At 66.1% G+C, this 16965-nt stretch carries 15 protein-coding genes; 11 read left to right on the top strand and 4 right to left on the bottom strand.

The features are described from left to right. Positions 1–33: 33 nt before the first annotated feature. The 3 genes from CV1CTNOD_RS02545 to CV1CTNOD_RS02535 all read right to left on the bottom strand — a co-directional run bounded on the left by CV1CTNOD_RS02545 (position 34) and on the right by CV1CTNOD_RS02535 (position 3111). Positions 34–972, bottom strand: a complete 939-nt coding sequence (locus CV1CTNOD_RS02545; protein ID WP_131784564.1) for an HpcH/HpaI aldolase/citrate lyase family protein — start codon at positions 970–972, stop codon at positions 34–36. Beyond that, complete coding sequence (locus CV1CTNOD_RS02540; protein WP_131784563.1) at positions 969–2075, bottom strand: HpcH/HpaI aldolase/citrate lyase family protein; 1107 nt, start codon at positions 2073–2075, stop codon at positions 969–971. Before CV1CTNOD_RS02540 ends, CV1CTNOD_RS02545 begins: the two co-directional genes overlap by 4 nt. A gap of 217 nt (positions 2076–2292) precedes the next feature. After that, complete coding sequence (locus CV1CTNOD_RS02535; protein WP_131784562.1) at positions 2293–3111, bottom strand: class I SAM-dependent methyltransferase; 819 nt, start codon at positions 3109–3111, stop codon at positions 2293–2295. 654 nt (positions 3112–3765) lie between these two features. Here CV1CTNOD_RS02535 and CV1CTNOD_RS02530 point away from each other — a divergent pair. Beyond that, on the top strand, positions 3766–5391 hold the full coding sequence (locus CV1CTNOD_RS02530; protein ID WP_131784561.1) for a DUF2142 domain-containing protein: 1626 nt from the start codon (positions 3766–3768) through the stop codon (positions 5389–5391). Here the strand turns inward: CV1CTNOD_RS02530 and CV1CTNOD_RS02525 are convergent. Next, on the bottom strand, positions 5378–5797 hold the full coding sequence (locus CV1CTNOD_RS02525; protein WP_131784560.1) for a hypothetical protein: 420 nt from the start codon (positions 5795–5797) through the stop codon (positions 5378–5380). The genes CV1CTNOD_RS02530 and CV1CTNOD_RS02525 overlap by 14 nt on opposite strands. Before the next feature lie 362 nt (positions 5798–6159). On the opposite strand from CV1CTNOD_RS02525, the gene CV1CTNOD_RS02520 reads away from it, so the two are divergent. The 10 genes from CV1CTNOD_RS02520 (at position 6160) to CV1CTNOD_RS02475 (ending at position 16895) form a co-directional block, all read left to right on the top strand. Further along, on the top strand, positions 6160–8463 hold the full coding sequence (locus CV1CTNOD_RS02520; protein ID WP_131784559.1) for a protein kinase domain-containing protein: 2304 nt from the start codon (positions 6160–6162) through the stop codon (positions 8461–8463). Between the two features lie 585 nt (positions 8464–9048). Continuing rightward, positions 9049–11799 (top strand): sensor histidine kinase, encoded by a 2751-nt coding sequence (locus CV1CTNOD_RS02515; RefSeq protein WP_131784558.1) that lies wholly within the window; start codon positions 9049–9051, stop codon positions 11797–11799. Further along, positions 11799–12218 carry a roadblock/LC7 domain-containing protein gene (locus CV1CTNOD_RS02510; protein ID WP_131784557.1) on the top strand — a complete coding sequence of 140 codons (420 nt, stop codon included), beginning with the start codon at positions 11799–11801 and terminating at the stop codon, positions 12216–12218. Before CV1CTNOD_RS02515 ends, CV1CTNOD_RS02510 begins: the two co-directional genes overlap by 1 nt. A 212-nt stretch (positions 12219–12430) precedes the next feature. Then, complete coding sequence (locus CV1CTNOD_RS02505) at positions 12431–12799, top strand: DUF742 domain-containing protein (RefSeq protein ID WP_131784556.1); 369 nt, start codon at positions 12431–12433, stop codon at positions 12797–12799. Continuing rightward, positions 12780–13412, top strand: a complete 633-nt coding sequence (locus tag CV1CTNOD_RS02500) for a GTP-binding protein (RefSeq protein WP_131784555.1) — start codon at positions 12780–12782, stop codon at positions 13410–13412. The genes CV1CTNOD_RS02505 and CV1CTNOD_RS02500 overlap by 20 nt, the downstream gene beginning before the upstream one ends. A 12-nt stretch (positions 13413–13424) precedes the next feature. Then, positions 13425–14603 (top strand): LuxR C-terminal-related transcriptional regulator, encoded by a 1179-nt coding sequence (locus tag CV1CTNOD_RS26200; RefSeq protein ID WP_242606308.1) that lies wholly within the window; start codon positions 13425–13427, stop codon positions 14601–14603. A 377-nt stretch (positions 14604–14980) separates the two neighbouring features. Continuing rightward, entirely contained in the window at positions 14981–15307 is a 327-nt protein-coding gene (locus tag CV1CTNOD_RS02490) for a TcmI family type II polyketide cyclase (protein ID WP_131784554.1), read from the top strand. 40 nt (positions 15308–15347) lie between these two features. Next, entirely contained in the window at positions 15348–15602 is a 255-nt protein-coding gene (locus CV1CTNOD_RS02485) for an acyl carrier protein (RefSeq protein ID WP_131784553.1), read from the top strand. Between the two features lie 596 nt (positions 15603–16198). After that, positions 16199–16363 (top strand): hypothetical protein, encoded by a 165-nt coding sequence (locus tag CV1CTNOD_RS27600; protein WP_347402878.1) that lies wholly within the window; start codon positions 16199–16201, stop codon positions 16361–16363. Between the two features lie 55 nt (positions 16364–16418). Further along, positions 16419–16895, top strand: a complete 477-nt coding sequence (locus CV1CTNOD_RS02475) for an SRPBCC family protein (RefSeq protein ID WP_131784552.1) — start codon at positions 16419–16421, stop codon at positions 16893–16895. Positions 16896–16965 lie beyond the last annotated feature (70 nt).

The following is a 16965-nucleotide window of genomic DNA, read 5'->3' as shown; positions in this document are numbered from 1 at the left end:
AAACTATTCAAAACCGCCGGCCTTGAAATCCACCTACCTGTCGGGGGTGGGCGGGGCCGCCGTCTCCTGCTCCAACGCGGCGATCGCCTCGCTGACGGCGAGGATGCGCCGCGCGTTGTGCACGTGCAGGTTTTCGATCATCCGGCCGTTCACCGTGGCGACGCCACGGCCGGAGGCCAGCGCCTCCTCCCAGGCCGCGAGGATGCTCCTGGACTCCTCGACCTTGGCGTCGGTGGGTGCGAAAACCCGGTTGCAGGGCTCGACCTGACCAGGATGGATCAACGTCTTACCGTCGAAGCCCAGCTGCCGCCCCTGTAGGCATTCCGCCTCGAACCCGTCGAGGTCACGGATGTCGTTGAACACCCCGTCCAGGATGGCGATACCGGCGGCCCGGGCGGCGAGAAGACACAGCCCGAGCCCGGTCAGCAGCGGCGCCCGGCCCGGCACGTGCTCGGCGTGCAGCTCGTTGGCCAGGTCGTTCGTGCCCATGACGAAAACACCGAGCCGCTGCGACGCCCGCGCGATCTCCTCGATGTGCAGCATCGCGACGGGGGTCTCGACCATCGCCCAGATCCGGGTGTGTTCCGGCGCGCCGGCCGCCTCAAGGCTTTTTTCGACCGCGTGCACGTCCCGCGCGGAACCGACCTTCGGCACGACCACCGCGTCCGGACCGGCCTGTGCCGCCGCGCGCAGGTCGTCAGCGTGCCAGCGGGTGTCCAGCGCATTGACGCGGATGGTCACCTCGCGCCCGCCGTAGACCCGTTCCGCGACCTTCGCGCAGGCCCGTTCCCGGGCGGCCTCCTTGGCGTCCGGGGCGACGGCGTCCTCAAGATCGAGAATGAGCGCGTCCGCGGGAATCCCCCTGGCCTTCTCCAACGCCCGCTCGTTCGCGGCGGGCATGTACAGGACCGATCGGCGCGGGCGGTAGGCCACCGTCGAGTTACCCGTCGAGTCGCCACTCACGGTGCTCATCGGGCTGCCTGCCCGGTGGCGCCGGCGAAACCGGTGTCGGTCAAACCGGTGTCGGTCAAACCATATGCCTCGGCCAGATGCGGGTCCCGCCCGGCAAGGGTCCTGGCCAGCTCCAGGACAACCCTGCACTGCTTGACCGAGGCGTCGTCCTGCATCTTTCCGTCGACCATCACCGCTCCGGTTCCGTCCCCCATCGTCTCGATGACACGCCGGGCCCAGGCAACCTCGGCCGGATCAGGGCTGAAGACCTTCTTCGCGATATCGATCTGCACCGGATGCAGGCTCCACGCGCCGACGCAGCCCAGCAGGAAGGCGTTGCGGAACTGGTCCTCGCAGGCCACGACGTCCTTGATGTCACCGAACGGCCCGTAGTACGGCAGGATCCCGTTGGCGACGCAGGCGTCCACCATCCGGGCGAGAGTGTAGTGCCACAGATCCTGCTGGTAGGTCGGGCGCGGCGCGTCCGGGTCGGTCGTGGACGGGTCGGCCCGGACGAGGTATCCGGGATGGCCGCCACCGACGCGGGTCGTCTTCATCCTCCGGTCCGCGGCCAGGTCCGCGGGCCCGAGCGACAGGCCCTGCATACGCGGGCTCGCCGCGCAGATCTCCTCGACGTTGGCGACACCGCGCGCGGTCTCCAGGATCGCGTGGACGAGCAGCGGACGGGTCAGCCCCACCTTCGCCTCGAGCTGGGCGAGCAGGCGGTCGACATAATGGATGTCCTCCGGCCCCTCGACCTTGGGCACCATGATGACGTCCAGCTTGTGACCGACTGCCGGGACGAGGGTCAGCAGATCGTCAAGGCCCCACGGCGAGTCGAGGCTGTTCACCCGCGTCCACAGCTGGGTCTCGCCGAACTCCGTGGCCGCGGCGAGTTTCACGAGCCCCTCGCGAGCATCGATCTTACTGTCGGCCCGGACGCCGTCTTCGAGGTTGCCCAGGATCACGTCGATGCGGGGCAGGATCTCCGGGACCTTCGAGGCCATCTTCTCGTTACTCGGGTCGAAAAAGTGGATCACGCGAGAGGGGTCCTGCGGGAGCTCTCGCAGGGGCACCGGCGCTCCCACCGCAAGTGGAGCGAAGAAGTCCCTCGGGTTACGCATCTGTAATCTCCCGTCCGCCTGACCGGCCCGGTAACGCGGCCAGCCCGATCAGTATCCCGGCAGCGGCCCCCACAAGCATCTTGTCCATCTTGTCCGCGACACTCGCGATGATCCACCGACCCTGGGATGCATGGGACGCAACCGACACACCGCGAAGATCGCACACACCGCGAAGATCACGAAGCGTGACCGGAGACCGTCTCAGTGACGCGGCTCCTCAGTGACGCGGCTCCGAGGCAGTGACGACCACCATGGACGGGGCCCACCAGTAGCTGCAGTCCGGCGGCGGCTGGAGCCCGTCCACGACCCGCATGCGGATGGAGCGGAAATAGCTCATGAGAGACCGCTGATGACGCCGGGAAAGGGAGTCGATCTCGTTCGAGTAATAGGTGAACGAACCGCCTTCGGTAAGATGCTCGGCGGCGGCGGGAAAAAAGTGTTCGGCGTAGGTCGAGCCACCCAGGAAATGGGATTCGAACTCGGCCTCGTCCAGCGGGTAGGTGTCGAAGAAGATACCGTCGAACCGCCCCAGGGAGCCGATGACGTCCTGCCATTTGCCGAATACGATCTCCATGTTCTCGCGGCCAGCCGCGCGGCTCCACTCCACGGCCGTCTCGAACACCTGCGGATTCGCCTCCACGATCGTGTGGTGCGCGGGCCGGTGTTTCTGGATGTAGCCGGCGGAGATGCCCAGGCCGAAGCCGATCTCCAGGACCGAGCGGTCGGGGCCGGCAACCTGCTCCGCCATGGCCTGCATGAGCGGCGTCTCCCAGGTCTGCATGACCTGCTGGCCCGAGACGAGCAGCGAACCGTCGACAACCGTGGGAATCGCGGAGTCGACAGGCTCCACGATATTCGGCCGAGGGGCACCGAAAACCATGCCTTCAGCCGCCTCGTCCAGTGCCCTCAGGTCAGATACGAACTCGTCGAGAGCCCGCCCGAGTAACCATGTTCGCGGCTGGTCCGATAATGGTGCGAGCAGCGAGTCAGATATCTCGGAGAGTGACGCCTCGAACTTGTCGGTGTGCCTGAGCACATTGACCTCCTGATACTGGCTGCAGGCGGATGACAGCGGCCATCAATGTAGCGCAGGAACCAGCGGTTGGAACCTGACCCAGGACGGTCCGGCATCGTGTCGGTCCGGCATCGTGTCGGTAGGCCCGGTGTCGGCTTAATGGCAACGGAGCCCCGCGGACGAACATCACAGATAGATATCACGGCAGATACGGCCCGTTACCGAAACGCGGTCCGGCCGGCAGGCAGCATCGCAGTGGTGGCGGCGGCACCTGCCGGCAGCAACCACGACCAGCAGATTCTTCCCGGAGCGGGAGATGAACGATATTACGTAGAGTTGCCAGTCGAACACCACAGCGCTAATTGCAGGAATAGCTTGGCAACCCATCTCACCGAACGCATCCAAAACAGAACGGAACGAACATGAAAGTCCTTCGCATCCGAACACCGCCGACTGATTCCGGGAGCACTGGAGATCGGCGACGGATATCCGGAGATGACATCTGGAGAGCCAAAGGCAAAGCGATCATGCTCTTTCCGCCCCCGGCTCACTCACCGGATGCCGGCCAAGCGGCGGAGGTCTACCGTTACTCCGCACCATGGGTATTTGGAGGGTCAGGCCGGGAGGATTTTGCATGCTGTTCACAGAAAATTTTCCTGGTAATGTAAAGCACCGATGAAAAGACCTCGGCCGTCTTACCCGCGGAAACTCGGCGCGTCCGCCCTCCTGCTCGCCGCGCTGACCGGGTGGATCTTCCTGTGGACGCTGACAAATCCACCGGGAACCGCTCCGGACGAGCCGAGCCACTATGCGAAAGCAGTGGCCGCCGGGCGCGGACAGATACTCGGCGAGCATGTCCCGCTCGCCACGCTGCAGTCCTTCGGAGTGTTCAACGAGGATTCGCTGCGACAGGTCCGCAACGCCTACCGCAGCTTCGACGTGCCAGCGGATCTGCGGATCACGACCAACCCTCCCTGCACCGCGCTGCACCCGGACGTGTCCGCGGCCTGCCTGCACCAGCCCCCCGCCGTCCCGCCCGGCCGGGTCGAAAGCATCGTGGGCGCTTATCCGCCATGGCTGTACATCTCCGAGGGTGTGCTCACGTGGGCGGCGTGGTCGGTGGAGTCCGGCTACCTTCTTGCCCGGTTCGGTTCGGCGCTCATCTCGGCAGCGCTGTTGGCGACCGCTGGGTGGCTCCTGCTGGATGGCCGAAGGGAGCGCGGTCAACGACCCCTGTTGCTGGCCGGGGTCGCGGTGGCGGTCACTCCTATGATGATCTTCCTCAGCTCCCAGGTCGGTGCCAGCGGCGCCGAGCTTGCCGGCGCGCTGGCCTGCGGTGCGGCGGCACTGCGGCTGTCCCGAGCCGACCAGCCGCCGGCACGGACCTGGTGGATCGCCGGCATCGCCCTGGGCGTGACAGCGCTCAGCCGTCCCATGGCACCGCTGTGGGTCACGCTCGCGGTCGCCATCTGGATCGGACGTCTCTGCGCACGTACGGCGTTGCACCGCCTCCGCGGGGCCGGACGGCCCGCGGCCACCGCGGCGGCGATTGCCATGGTGGGAATCGCCGGCTCGGTGCTCTGGACACAGGCCCTGTCGCTGCGTACCCCCGTCCTGTGGGGCCGGCTCGGCCACGGGTTGGCGCTCGCCGCCGAATCCGCCGCCGCTCCGGCGCGCCAGACGATCGGGGTCTTCGGCTGGCAGTCCGTCCTGCTACCGACGGTCCTGTACTGGCTGTGGGTCGTCCTGGCCGGCGGACTGTTCCTCGCGGCGTTCGCGGTCGGCCGGTGGCACGACCGCGCCCTGCTGGCCGGGAGCCTGCTGGTGGTCGTCGTCCTGTACGAACTGCTCGCCGCGACGGTGTTCATCCAGAACGGGTTCGGCATGCAGGGCCGATACGTCCTGCCGGCGCTGGTGATGCTGCCGCTGCTGTCCGTGGAGGTGCTCGCCGAGCGGCTGCCCGCGCGGCTGTCCGCCCGCGCCGCCGCGGTCGCGGCCGGTGTCATCGCCGTGAGCGGGGTCGGCCAGTTCGCCGCATGGATCACCAACAGCCACCGGTACGCGGTCGGTCCGGACGGACCACTGTGGTTCCTGTCGCATCCGGCATGGTCACCACCCGGCGGGTGGGCGCTGTGGACGGTCCTTGCCTGCGTACCTATGATCATCACCTTCGCGGCGGCCCGGACCGTCTACCGGGATGCCGGAACCGGCTCCGGTCCGGAACCCGGCTTTGGCCCCGGATCTCTCCGACGTGACAGCGCACCGCTGCGGACACGGAATGCGCGTGCTACTCGCCGGTGAAGACGAGTGTGACCTCCTGGGCCCTGCCAGTACCGCCCGCGCGGATCTGGACCCGCTGTCCATACCCCACATAGGTGAGCGTCGTCTGTCCGTCGGCGACATTCTGTTGCTGAAACGTGTAGCCGGCAGAAGGCATCGACTGCCGGTAGTACCGGATGGCGTCGTCAGCGGTCACATCACTCAACGCGACCGTCGTAGCCTTCGCATCGGCACTGACGAGCGCGGGAGTCGCGTCCTTCGGGAACGGGAAGTGCCTGGGGACGAGTGTTCCCCGCAACGCCGCGATACCGGTTGTCACGGTGGGCTGCGCAGTCGCCGTCGTGGTGGTCTGGGTCGGCAGCACCAGGTCGGTCGGCGAGTCTGTCGGCAGACTGCCGGCACCGGCACCGGCACCGGCCGCGGTCACCGATACGTCCGAAACAGCAGTTGGCGGGCCATCGGAGGCGGCTCCGCCACACGCGCCGAGCAGGAATATCAGACCCACGGCACCGGCCGTTACTGTCCGAAGTTGCGGCGGCATTCCGGCCCGGCCCATCGATACCTCCAGTCACAGCGGCGGCTCCAGCACCCGGGCCACCGACACCAGTTCGCCGACCACTAAAGCACCGCCCCATTGGTGCGCCGCTGCGCGGGGACGCACTGATCAGGCTTTCCGGAACCGGCTTCGGTCATCTTCTGCTCGGATGACGTCGCAGGCGCCGGGCCCCGATCCAAGTGGCATGCTGCACTGGGAGAACGCGGCACGAAAAAGATCACGGAGGGGGGGACGTGGCTGCCGCTCCAGAGGTGAACCGCCTTGTGGTCGGCCGGTACCGGCTCATCGAACGGCTCGGTGTCGGAGGAATGGGCACGGTCTGGCGTGCCTTCGACGAGGTGCTGCTGGCCGACGCCGCACTCAAGGAAATCGACCTCGACGACGATCTCGACTCGTCCGAACGCGCAGACCGGGTCGAGCGGGCGCTGCGAGAAGCCCGGCATGCCGCGAGGCTACGCGGTCACCGACACGTGGTGACCATCCTCGACGTCGTCGTCGAGAACGGCCTGCCATGGATCGTCATGGAGCTCGTGCCATCCCAGTCACTGTTCCAGCTGGTCCGTAGCCACGGTCCGCTGCCCGTCGTCGAGGTGGCCCGCATCGGGATCGCGGTCAGCGACGCCCTGACGGCCGCCCACGCCTTCGGCATACTGCACCGGGACGTGAAACCCTCGAACGTGCTGATCGGCACCGACGGCAGGGTGGTGCTGACCGACTTCGGCATCGCAACCCGTGACAGCGACTCCGCCCTCACCGTCACCGGGGTGCTCGGAACGCCCTCGTACATGTCACCGGAACGGTTGAACGGCGACACCGCCACCCCGGAAGCCGACCTGTTCGGCCTCGGCGCAACCCTCTACTTCGCGGTGGAGGGAAGGCCGCCGTTCTACCGGGAGACCTTCGCGGCGATGGTGGCTGCGATCCTGTTCCAGCCGCCGTTACCGACCAGGCTGGCCGGTCCGCTGGCCGACGTCCTCACCGGTCTGCTCGAGAAGGACCCGCGCATCCGCATGACCTCGCAGCAGGCACGCGGGCTCATGGCGGACATCGCCACGGTGCGGCCATCCACCGCGCAGCCCACCTCAGCGCAGGTCGGCGGGCGCTCGAGGATCCTTCGTCGTGACGACATCGGTACTCGCTACTCCTTCGGCACCGTCTTCGACAGCACCGGTGACAGGGGCGACAGCACCGGCGCCGAGAGCGTGTCGCCCGACCCGCAGCCGCGGGCCGCCGACCCTGCCGGCATCAGCGAACCCGGCATGCTCGCACCACCGTCCAACCTGACCGCCAGAGAGGACAACGGCGCTGTGCTCCTGCGGTGGACCCCGCCGGCGTCGTCGGGGCCGGTGGCCTTCCGCGTCCTGCGGGTGGTCGCCGACCCGACCACGCCGAGCGGGCGGTCCGAGCGCAGCCTGGGCACGACCGGTTCGACCGAACTGTCCGACGCGGGTGTCCCCCGCGGGGTGACGGTCTGGCACGAGGTGATGTCGACAGCCGGCGGCAGACGGTCGAAACCGGTTCGCACGCCACCACTGGTGATCACCCCGGACGTCACCGACCTGCGCGCCCTCATGGACGGCGACGGCGTGGCGCTGTCCTGGCAGCTCGATGCGGGCTACGACGACGTGCTGATCGAGCGGACCTTCGACGAGTCCTCACCGTTTCGGGGAGCCATCCGCCGCATCCGCGCGTCCAGTGGAGGCCATGTCGACCGTGACGTGCAGACCGGAGCCACCTACCGCTACCGGGTGCGGGTGTCCTACCCGGATCCCTTCGGCGCGCTGGCCCACACCGGCGGCGTGGAAGTGATCGTGACCGTGGTCGTGCGGCCCCGGCCGGTCCTGGACCTTGAGGTGGACAGCAGCAGTGGGGTGACGATCCTGCGGTGGACGACGGTGCCCGGCGCGCTGGTACGGATCTATGCCACCGAATCACCGGCGGATCCGTCCGATCCGGCGATGGCCGGGACGTCCGCGGAGGAAACCCCCGGCGGCGACCAGGGCGGCGGGCCAGGCCCGCAGCCGCAGCCGCTCGGCCCGGTTGACCATGAGCTGTCCGCCGCTTCCTTGAAAGGGCGGGAACGTCTGGTCGGCTCCAGCCGACGCGGACGCCTGGTCGACACCGCGGCCGCCGGGCCGGCGGTGTACACGCCGGTCAGCATCGCCGAGGACAGGGCGGTCGTCGGTCGCTCCACCCGGCACCAGCCGGGACCACACATCCGGGAACTTCAGGCCGTCGACCACGGCACCGAGATCGTCCTCACGTTCCAGATGCCGCCGGGCATCACCGAAGCTCGCGTGCTGTGGCGACACGACGCCGCCCCCACCGGACCGGACGATCCGGCTGCCCGCAACGCAAAGGTCACCAACGCCAGTCTGGAGATCAGAGGCGGTTGGCACCTGCGTGCCCCTGACGACGGGGCCGCCTACCACTTTGCCGTGTATCCCCTCGTCCGGACGGCCGGCGGGGTGCGGGCGCTGCCCAGTGGCGCCCACGTGGTCGCTCGAGCCGGTACCCACCTCACCCCGCCGCAGTGATCGGTACGCCTCTCGCGGCGACACGGCGATTTCACGGCAACCGGAGCAACCGGTGGCCTGATCGACACCTGGATGTTGCAATTCTTATCCCGAGCACGCCTCTGCCGGCCATACGGGACAGTCTCGGGACAGATTCCGGACCATTCTCGGCGTGTTCGACGTCCACAGCCTTTCGGTTCGGCTGTCTACCGATACACAATCCTGAATCACCGAAAACACCTGCCCGTCCACGATCCGCCTTTTTACAGCTCCCCAACCACAACAACGAACGTTGATCGCTGAACCGTGCAATCCATCGCGAATATCATCTCGGCGTATCCCGTCGCAGGCCGGCGCATCTCCTTGGGCCGCTACCGGACGATCGATGGATGATCGGTAATTGATCCGATTCGGCCCCGTTCCCTGCCTGCCGTATACCCCTGCTCAACTCGGACTTAATAGCCCGGGTAGAGTCGTCTCGCCTACGGGGGGGGAAGCACAGCGTTACCGCCTTCGCGTCAGGGCCGTAGTACAGCCAGGACGCAAGGCAACAGAAGAACGCTGCCCGACGAGGCGCCCGGGCACGACGTCGGATGAGAGGACCGGATGCTCCAGAACTGGCCAATCCGCTCCAAGTTGGTAGCCATTCTCATCGTTCCGCTGGTAGCACTGGCCGCTTTCAGCGCCGTCCAGGTGCGAGCGAACCTGGACAACGTCAGCGCAAGTGATCGGATCCGGGTCCTCGCAGGATTCTCGATCAAGGTGAACGACCTGGTCGACACGCTCCAGCAGGAGCGCTTCACCGTCGCGTCCTATGTCGGCTCCGGCTACCAGAGCAACGCCGACAACGCGGTCGCGATACGCAAGCAGGTCGACCCGGCCATCGAGACATACCGGACCAGCGCCGCAGATCTTCCGGCCAGCGCCACCAGGAACCTGCGCGTCTCCCTGGACGCCATCAACAGCCAGATCGACCGTCTCACCACGCAACGTCGGCTGATCGATACCCAGGAAGCTCAGAACGAGAAGACCTCGGAGTTCTACACCGCGTTCATCAGGGACCTGCTCGACCTCAACGCCCAGGTAGCCACAGGAAGCAAGAACCCCGACCTGGTGAGCGCGGCGGCAACACTGGTGAGCATGTCCCGAGCGAAAGAGGCCCTGCGGCAACAGGCCGGTTACGTCTCCGTGATCCTCTTTCTCCGTCAGTCCGACGTCGGCCTGATCAAGCTGATCCAGTCGAACGCGGGGGCGGAGGACGCGTGGATCACACAGTTCCGCGCCACCGCATCGCAGTCGCAACGGGACTTCTTCAACCAGGCCGTCCAGACGAAATCCGAATCCGTGGCCCAGATGCGCGACAGCACGGTCTTCGCCGCGCAGATGGGTCGTCCGACCACCGTCCCCCCGACGCAATGGCTCAGCGTTACCGGCGAAAAGGCCGGCGTGATGCATGATGTCGAGCGCAGGATCTCCAACGACCTCGGCTCCCGGAGCGAGTCGATCGCCTCTGACTCACGTCGGAATGCCTGGCTCAACGGGGCCGGCGTGTTGCTCATCCTCGTCGTGTCCATCGGTGTGGCGCTTCTCGTGGCCAGTCCCATGATCCGCCACCTCCGGCGCCTTCGGCGGGCCGCCCTCGAGGTCGCCAACGACCGACTCCCGGGCATCGTGGAGCGGCTGCACCAGGGGGAGCGGGTGGAGATCGAAGCCGAGGTGTTCCCTGTCGGAGTCCGGACAAGGGACGAGATCGGACAGGTGGGAGAGGCGTTCAGCACCGTCCATCAGGTTGCCGTGCGCACCGCTGTCGAACAGGCCGCGATGCGCAAGAGCATCGGTGACACCTTCCTCAACCTCGCCCGCCGCAGCCAGGCACTCATCCACCGCCAGCTGAAGATCATCGATGCCCTGGAGCGCAAGGAGACCGACCCGGACGAGCTGGCCGAGCTGTTCCGGCTCGACCACCTGGCGACCCGTATGCGTCGCCACGCCGAGGACCTGATCGTGCTGTCCGGGTCCAAGCCGGCCCGTGGCTGGCGGCGACCTGTCCCGATCAAGGACGTCGTGCGAGGTGCGGTCGCCGAGGTGGAGGACTACACCCGCGTGAAGGTGCTACCGATCACCGGTTCCGCCATCGGCGGGCACGCGGTCGGTGATGTGATCCACATGCTTGCCGAGCTGATCGAGAATGCCACCTCCTTCTCCCCCCCGCACACCCCCGTCCACGTGTCCGGGCACGAGGTCTCCAACGGGTCCGTGATAGAGGTCGAGGACCGCGGTCTGGGCATGACCGACGAGGAATACAGCGAGATCAACGACCGCCTGAGCAACCCACCCCCCTTCGACCTTCGTACCAGTGAGCGACTGGGCCTGTTCGTTGTCGGTCGCCTCGCCCAACGGCACGACATCCAGGTCCGTCTGCGGCCGTCGCCGTACGGCGGCACCCTGGCCATCGTCCTGCTCCCGAGCAGCCTGCTGCGCGAAGTCGACGAGACCACGCAAGCAGCGCCGGCAGCGTCCAGGCCCGAGCGCGTCAAGGCGCCGGCCCTGGACTCGTCCCTGGATGCTTCCATCGCCTTGAGTGACTCGACATCCTTGAACGGTTCGCTCCCCCTGACTGACCCGGTCTCCCTGGATGACTCGATCTCCCTGGATGACTCCATCGACACCGGCGAACTGCTGTCGGTGAGCGCATCGACCACGCCATCCCCAGGCGGTGGTGGGGAAGACCGGCCGCTCATGGACGACCTGCCGGTCTTCCCCACAATCCGTTCGAGCTGGTTCGTTTCCGAGCAGGACGAACTCGGCGGCGCGGACACCGGCGCCGGCAGCGGAACCGAACATCCGCGGGGACTGTTGCGGTCCAACCCACCGGTGGAGCCCAGTACCTGGGTCGAACCACCGTCGGGCAGCCCCGCGCCACCGCTGCTTCCGTCCGTTCGATGGGACGACGAGCCACCCACCGCACAGCCCGGATGGCCGCAGCCGGCGGACCGGTGGGCCGATCCGCTGGATCCTCCGCAGCAGCGCGGTCTACCCGCACGCAGGAGGACCGGGCCTACGACGGATCCGTTCCCGGCCGGCAGCCCCCCGCTTCCCCGGGCATCGGCCGCGCCGGCCGCCCGGGGCGGGAAGCCCGACGAGACCGGTCTGCCCAAGCGGCAGCGGCGGGCGAGCCTCGCACCCGAACTCAGGGGAACGCCCCTCACCGAGCCCGCAACACCGCCGCTCCTCGCCGGAACACGGTCGCCGGATGAGATCCGATCAATGATGTCCTCCTTCCAGTCCAACTTCGGCCGAGGTCTGCAGGAGAGACCGAACCCGAACGGCGGCGACGACGCGAAGAAGGTGATGTAATGCGCCACATCGGCCCGGCCGAGAACATGAGCTGGCTGTTGAACAACCTCACGAGGAAAGTCCCGGAGGTTACCTACGCCATCGTGTTGTCGTCGGACGGCCTCCTGCTTGCCACCTCGAACGGAATAGACCGGACAACCGCCGACCAGCTGGCGGCGGTCGCCTCGGGCTTCAACAGTCTGGCCCGCGGTGCCGGCCGTTTCTTCGGCGGCGGTAACGTCCGCCAGACGATCGTCGAGATGGAGCAGGGATTCCTGTTTGTCACGGCGGTTGGCGACGGGTCGTGTCTGGCCATTCTCAGCACGCCCGGTGCCGACATCGGCCTGATCGCCTACGAAATGGCGCTGCTGGTCATCCGTGTCGGTGAATTCCTCACCCCCGAGCTGCGCGCCGAAATGCAGGCCGCATTGCCACGCTGACAGCGGGCTGGAGCCCCGGCGGCGGCTCATACTCCGCCTACTCCGTCGCGCCCCGCGGGGGCTCCTACCGGAGCTCAAGCCAAGTGGTCGTCGTCGAAAGGCCGGGCTTCCCTGCCGCAATGACGCCGGCCGGTGTCGGCGGAGTCCTAACAGGATGATTTTCAGCGGGACGAGTTTCAGCGACGATCGCCAAGCCCTGATCAGGAGGACCGGTGGACGAGGAGTGGTACGACGACGACGCAGGTCCGGTCGTCCGTCCCTATGCCGTCACCGGCGGCCGGACGCGGCCGGCGGCCAATCGCGCGCTGGAGCTGGTGGCTCTGGTGTCGACAACGGAGCACGGGCGGGCGATGGTCCGAAGTCTTGATCTAGAACAGCGGAACATCGTGCTGCTCTGCCAGAGCATCCAGTCGATCGCGGAGATATCCGCACAGCTCAACCTACCGGTCGGCGTGGCACGCGTCCTCGTCGGCGACATGATCGACTCCGGTCTCGTGCGGGTCACCCGCCCAGCCCGACCGAGTGAGCGTCCCGACGTGGCGCTGATGGAGAAGGTACTCGATGGACTACAGACCCTCTAGACCGGACACGGCCGGCAGCCCGGTGCCCAGCCCGGTCAAAATCATAGTTGCCGGCGGGTTCGGCGCCGGGAAGACCACGTTCGTGGGGACGGTCAGCGAGATTCCCCCGCTCACGACCGAAGCGGCCCTGACCTCGGCGAGCCTCGGCATCGATGACACGTCCCAGGTCAGTTCCAAGACCACGACGACGGTCGCCATGGATTTTGGCCGGATCACCCTGCTCGACAGCGTGATTCTGTACCTGTTCGGCACACCCGGCCAGGACCGCTTCTGGTTCATGTGGGACGAACTGGTTCTCGGGGCCATCGGTGCCATCGTTTTGGTCGACACCCGTCGACTTGCCGACTCGTTCCCGGCGGTTGACTACTTCGAAGAGCGGAATATTCCGTTCCTGGTGGCGGTCAACCGATTCGACGGCGCCAGGGAGTACCGGCTCGACGAAGTCCGCAGCGCCCTCGACGTCGACTCCCGCCGGCCCATCATTTTCTGTGACGCGCGCCGGCGGGAATCCGTCAGGCAAGCCCTGATCGCACTGGTCCGCCACTCTCTCGACGTGGTCACGAGCGAAGAGCGGCAGCGGGGCCTCCCCGAGGCCAACGCCCGCGTCGACTAGTCGACTCGGGAGATGAAGGTGCTTGATCTTCTCGGCATCGATGACATCGCTTTCGCGGCCTACCGATTGTGGTTACGCCGGAAGGACATGAGCACCGAGGAGGCAAGCATCACCCTTGGGTATTCCACGAGCACGATTCGGCAGGCCCGCGACAGGCTCGTCGAACTCTCGCTCCTGGTGCCCTCCCGGGAGAAGCCCGACCGTCTGGTCGCGGTGCACCCCGAGGTTCCCCTCGAACAACTGCTCCGACAGCAACACGATCAGCTCATCCGCCGGCAGGAGGAACTCATCCGCGCGCGCATGCAAGTGAGCACACTGGTCGCCGACTACATGCAGGGCCGGCATACGGGGCCAAGTGTTGATGTTGCATGCCTGGAGAGCGCGAAGGCGGTCGAGGAGCAGTTACTCGATCTCGTGGCCGGCGCCGAACGGGAGCTGCTCGTTCTGTACGCCCGGCCCGAGCACAAGTCGGTCATGACAGCGGAATGCACACAGGCCGTCCTGCAGGCCCTCGACCGCGGGGTCGTCGTACGCGGTATCTGTCCGCGCCCGGCCCACGGGGACGATGCGACCGCCGTATGCGGCGCCGCCGACGCGCACGGGGTGGACCTGCGGGTAACCGACGCCCCGCTGGCGGATATGACCATGGTCGACCGCGAGGTCGTCCTGCTCCTGCTGACGCCCGGCCCGAACGAGGAGCATGCCCGTGCGCTGCTGCTCCGGGAGCCGGCGCTGACGAACCTGGCCACGATGTTGTTCGATCAGCTCTGGAAGACCGCGCAACCCCTGGACCGGGACGGCGAACTCGACCAGGCCGAACTCCAGCACACCGAACTTGACCACGCCGGGCTCGACCAGGCCGAACTCCAGCATGCCGGACTTAACCACGCCATGTTCGGCGGGACCGCCCTGAACGGAACCACGCGCTCCTCCGCCAGCGGCAACCCGGGCAACCCAAAGAGCAATGTTCCATATACTAATGGACAACATAATAACAACTCAGGTCCAAGCGACTCCGAGCGTCTGCTCCTGCGACTATTGAGCCTCGGCGCCAAGGACGAGGCCGCCGCCCGGCACCTTGGCGTGTCGGTACGGACGGTTCGCCGTATGATCGCTGATCTCATGCGGCGGATGGACGCCCGCAGCCGGTTCCAGGCCGGCATCCTCGCAGCAGAAAGAGGCTGGTTATAGCACCGCTATACGAGCGGAGCCACACCAGTGGCACCAAGTTGCCACTACATGTTCTTGCCAGACCAACTGCGAGACATAGTAGGCCCAATACATCATGCTTCCGTAGGGAGGCAGGCCGGATCGGCAGCCGAACCCCAGCCTTCGCGGAGTGACGCTTGCGTCGCTCCTGCGGACTGGACTGGGTGACGGCCACCGAACCGGTCCTGACACCGGAAGCACCGACGACGGCGTCGGATCGTTGACTCGCACGGGCAATTCCTGCGGCGCCGGCGTCGGCGTTGCGGCATGCTCGTCTATGTTTCTCTTCAATATGACCAGGGGGTAGGAGTGTCGATATTCTCCGGCTGGCTTCCGGTGGTCCAGCGCAGGGCCGCCGGATGACGCATCGTACCCTCATCGTAGCTCGTATCAATGCTGACAACGAAGCCGCGGTCGCCGATATCTTTCAGGAATCGGACGACGGGCAGCTACCCCATCTGCTGGGCGTCGTCCGGCGGGATCTATTCAGTTTTCACGGACTGTATTTTCATCTGATCGAAGCAGCCGACGACGTGACTCCCGCCCTGCCTGCAGTACGCGAGCACCCGCTGTTCGTCGACGTCAACACGAAACTGGAGAAATACATCACCGCGTACGATCCGGATACCTGGCGCAGCCCGCGTGACGCGATGGCCCGGAACTTTTATTCATGGGTCTCGGACTAGAGCCGTCGGGATCCAGATCTCCATTAGGAAGGAGAGAACCATGACACATCCATGGACAGCCGACCGTCTGCTCGACTTCCTCGTCGAACGAACGGTTCTCGCCGCCGAGGACCGACCTGATCATCTTGCCGTCACATTCGCGGAGGTCGGGGTGGACTCACTGGCCTACCTGCACCTGCAGACCGTAGTCTTCGACACGTTCGGCATCGAATTGCCGGCGGAGCCGCCCGTCGACTACACCTTCGCGGAGATCCTCACCGCCATCAACACCGCCGTCCGGGCGGACGTCGCCTAGAACATCGGCCAAATAGGGCGGATCCGTTCCAAGGCCGACCAGGAATTCGTAACCGAATATCGTCAAATCATGAAAATGAGGGAACATGCAGTCGTGACAGCAGCCGTTTTCGCACTCAATTTCTTGATCGAAACAGGACGTGTGACTACCTGACCGGCACTCCAGCGGGCCGACGAGAGTGCGACCGTACTTCTTCTCGCGCGCGGGGTCCGGAAGCCGATCCGGCAGCTCCGACAGGCCCGAGTCCGGGGACCACCAGGTGGAGGGGATCGGCCGGCCCACGTCGACCGTTCGGAGATCTTCGCCGTCCGCGGGGACGTGTGCCCGGACGACATCCACATTCAGCCGCATCAGCCATGGCCACGGGCCGGCGCTGTGCTCCGGTCACGAATACAGACACCCGAACGGAGAGACCTTATGAGCCATTCCACCGCTTTCCGGATCATACTGACGCAACAGATCCAGCCGGGCCGGGAGCGTGAGTTCGAGGAGACCTGACTGGAGATCGCTCCCGATGCCGCCAGCCGCCCGGCGAATCTCGGTGCATAGCTGATTCGTTCCGCGAGCGACAGCAGCACCTACTACATCTTCAGCGAATGGCGGACGGGAACGCGTTCCATGAGTTCGAGAGCAGCACCGAACATCGGGAACACCGGGAACTACTGCACGCGCTGCACACCAGCTTCTCCGTAGCCACCGGGACCGTGGTCGCACATCTGCCCGGAGCAGTCGCGCGTGCGTATACCCAACAGGCCGGGTGAGTTGTCAGCAATACAGCCACAAGCAGCAGGAACATCATCAACCAAACGGAGAACGATGGCCGGGCACACGGAGAACTCGATCTGGATCGACGCCGACATCGATCCGGTCTGGACGATCACCAATAATCTTGAAGGCTGGCCTGATCTTTTCACCGAGTACGCTTCGGTGGAAATTCTCGAACACCACGACCAGACTTTCAAGTTTCGCCTGACAATGCACCCGGACGCGAACGGGAAGATATGGAGCTGGGTTTCACAACGAACGCTGGATCCGGACAAGCACCGCGTCCAGGCGCACCGTGTCGAACCAGGCCCCTTCGAGTTCATGAACATCGAATGGACCTACGAACCAGAAGGTACCGGCACCAGGATGCGCTGGGTGCAGGATTTCCACATGCGTCCGGACGCGCCGGTCGACGACGAGTGGATGACCAACAACATCAATAACAACACCCAGCGGGAGATGAGCGTCATCCGGGACAAGGTCGAGCGAGCTGCCCAGAGCGCGAAGGCTCTTCCCCAGCAGGTCTGACCAGGCCTGACCAGGTCCGGGGCTTGTTGTGAATCCGATGCGACGGCGCCGGACCCCGCCGTTGCCCGCC

The sequence above is a fragment of the Protofrankia symbiont of Coriaria ruscifolia genome (assembly GCF_900634745.1).
Taxonomy (GTDB): domain Bacteria; phylum Actinomycetota; class Actinomycetes; order Frankiales; family Frankiaceae; genus Protofrankia; species Protofrankia californiensis.
The sequence above is the reverse complement of the archived record's forward strand: the minus strand, read 5'-3'. Positions and strand labels throughout refer to the sequence as shown.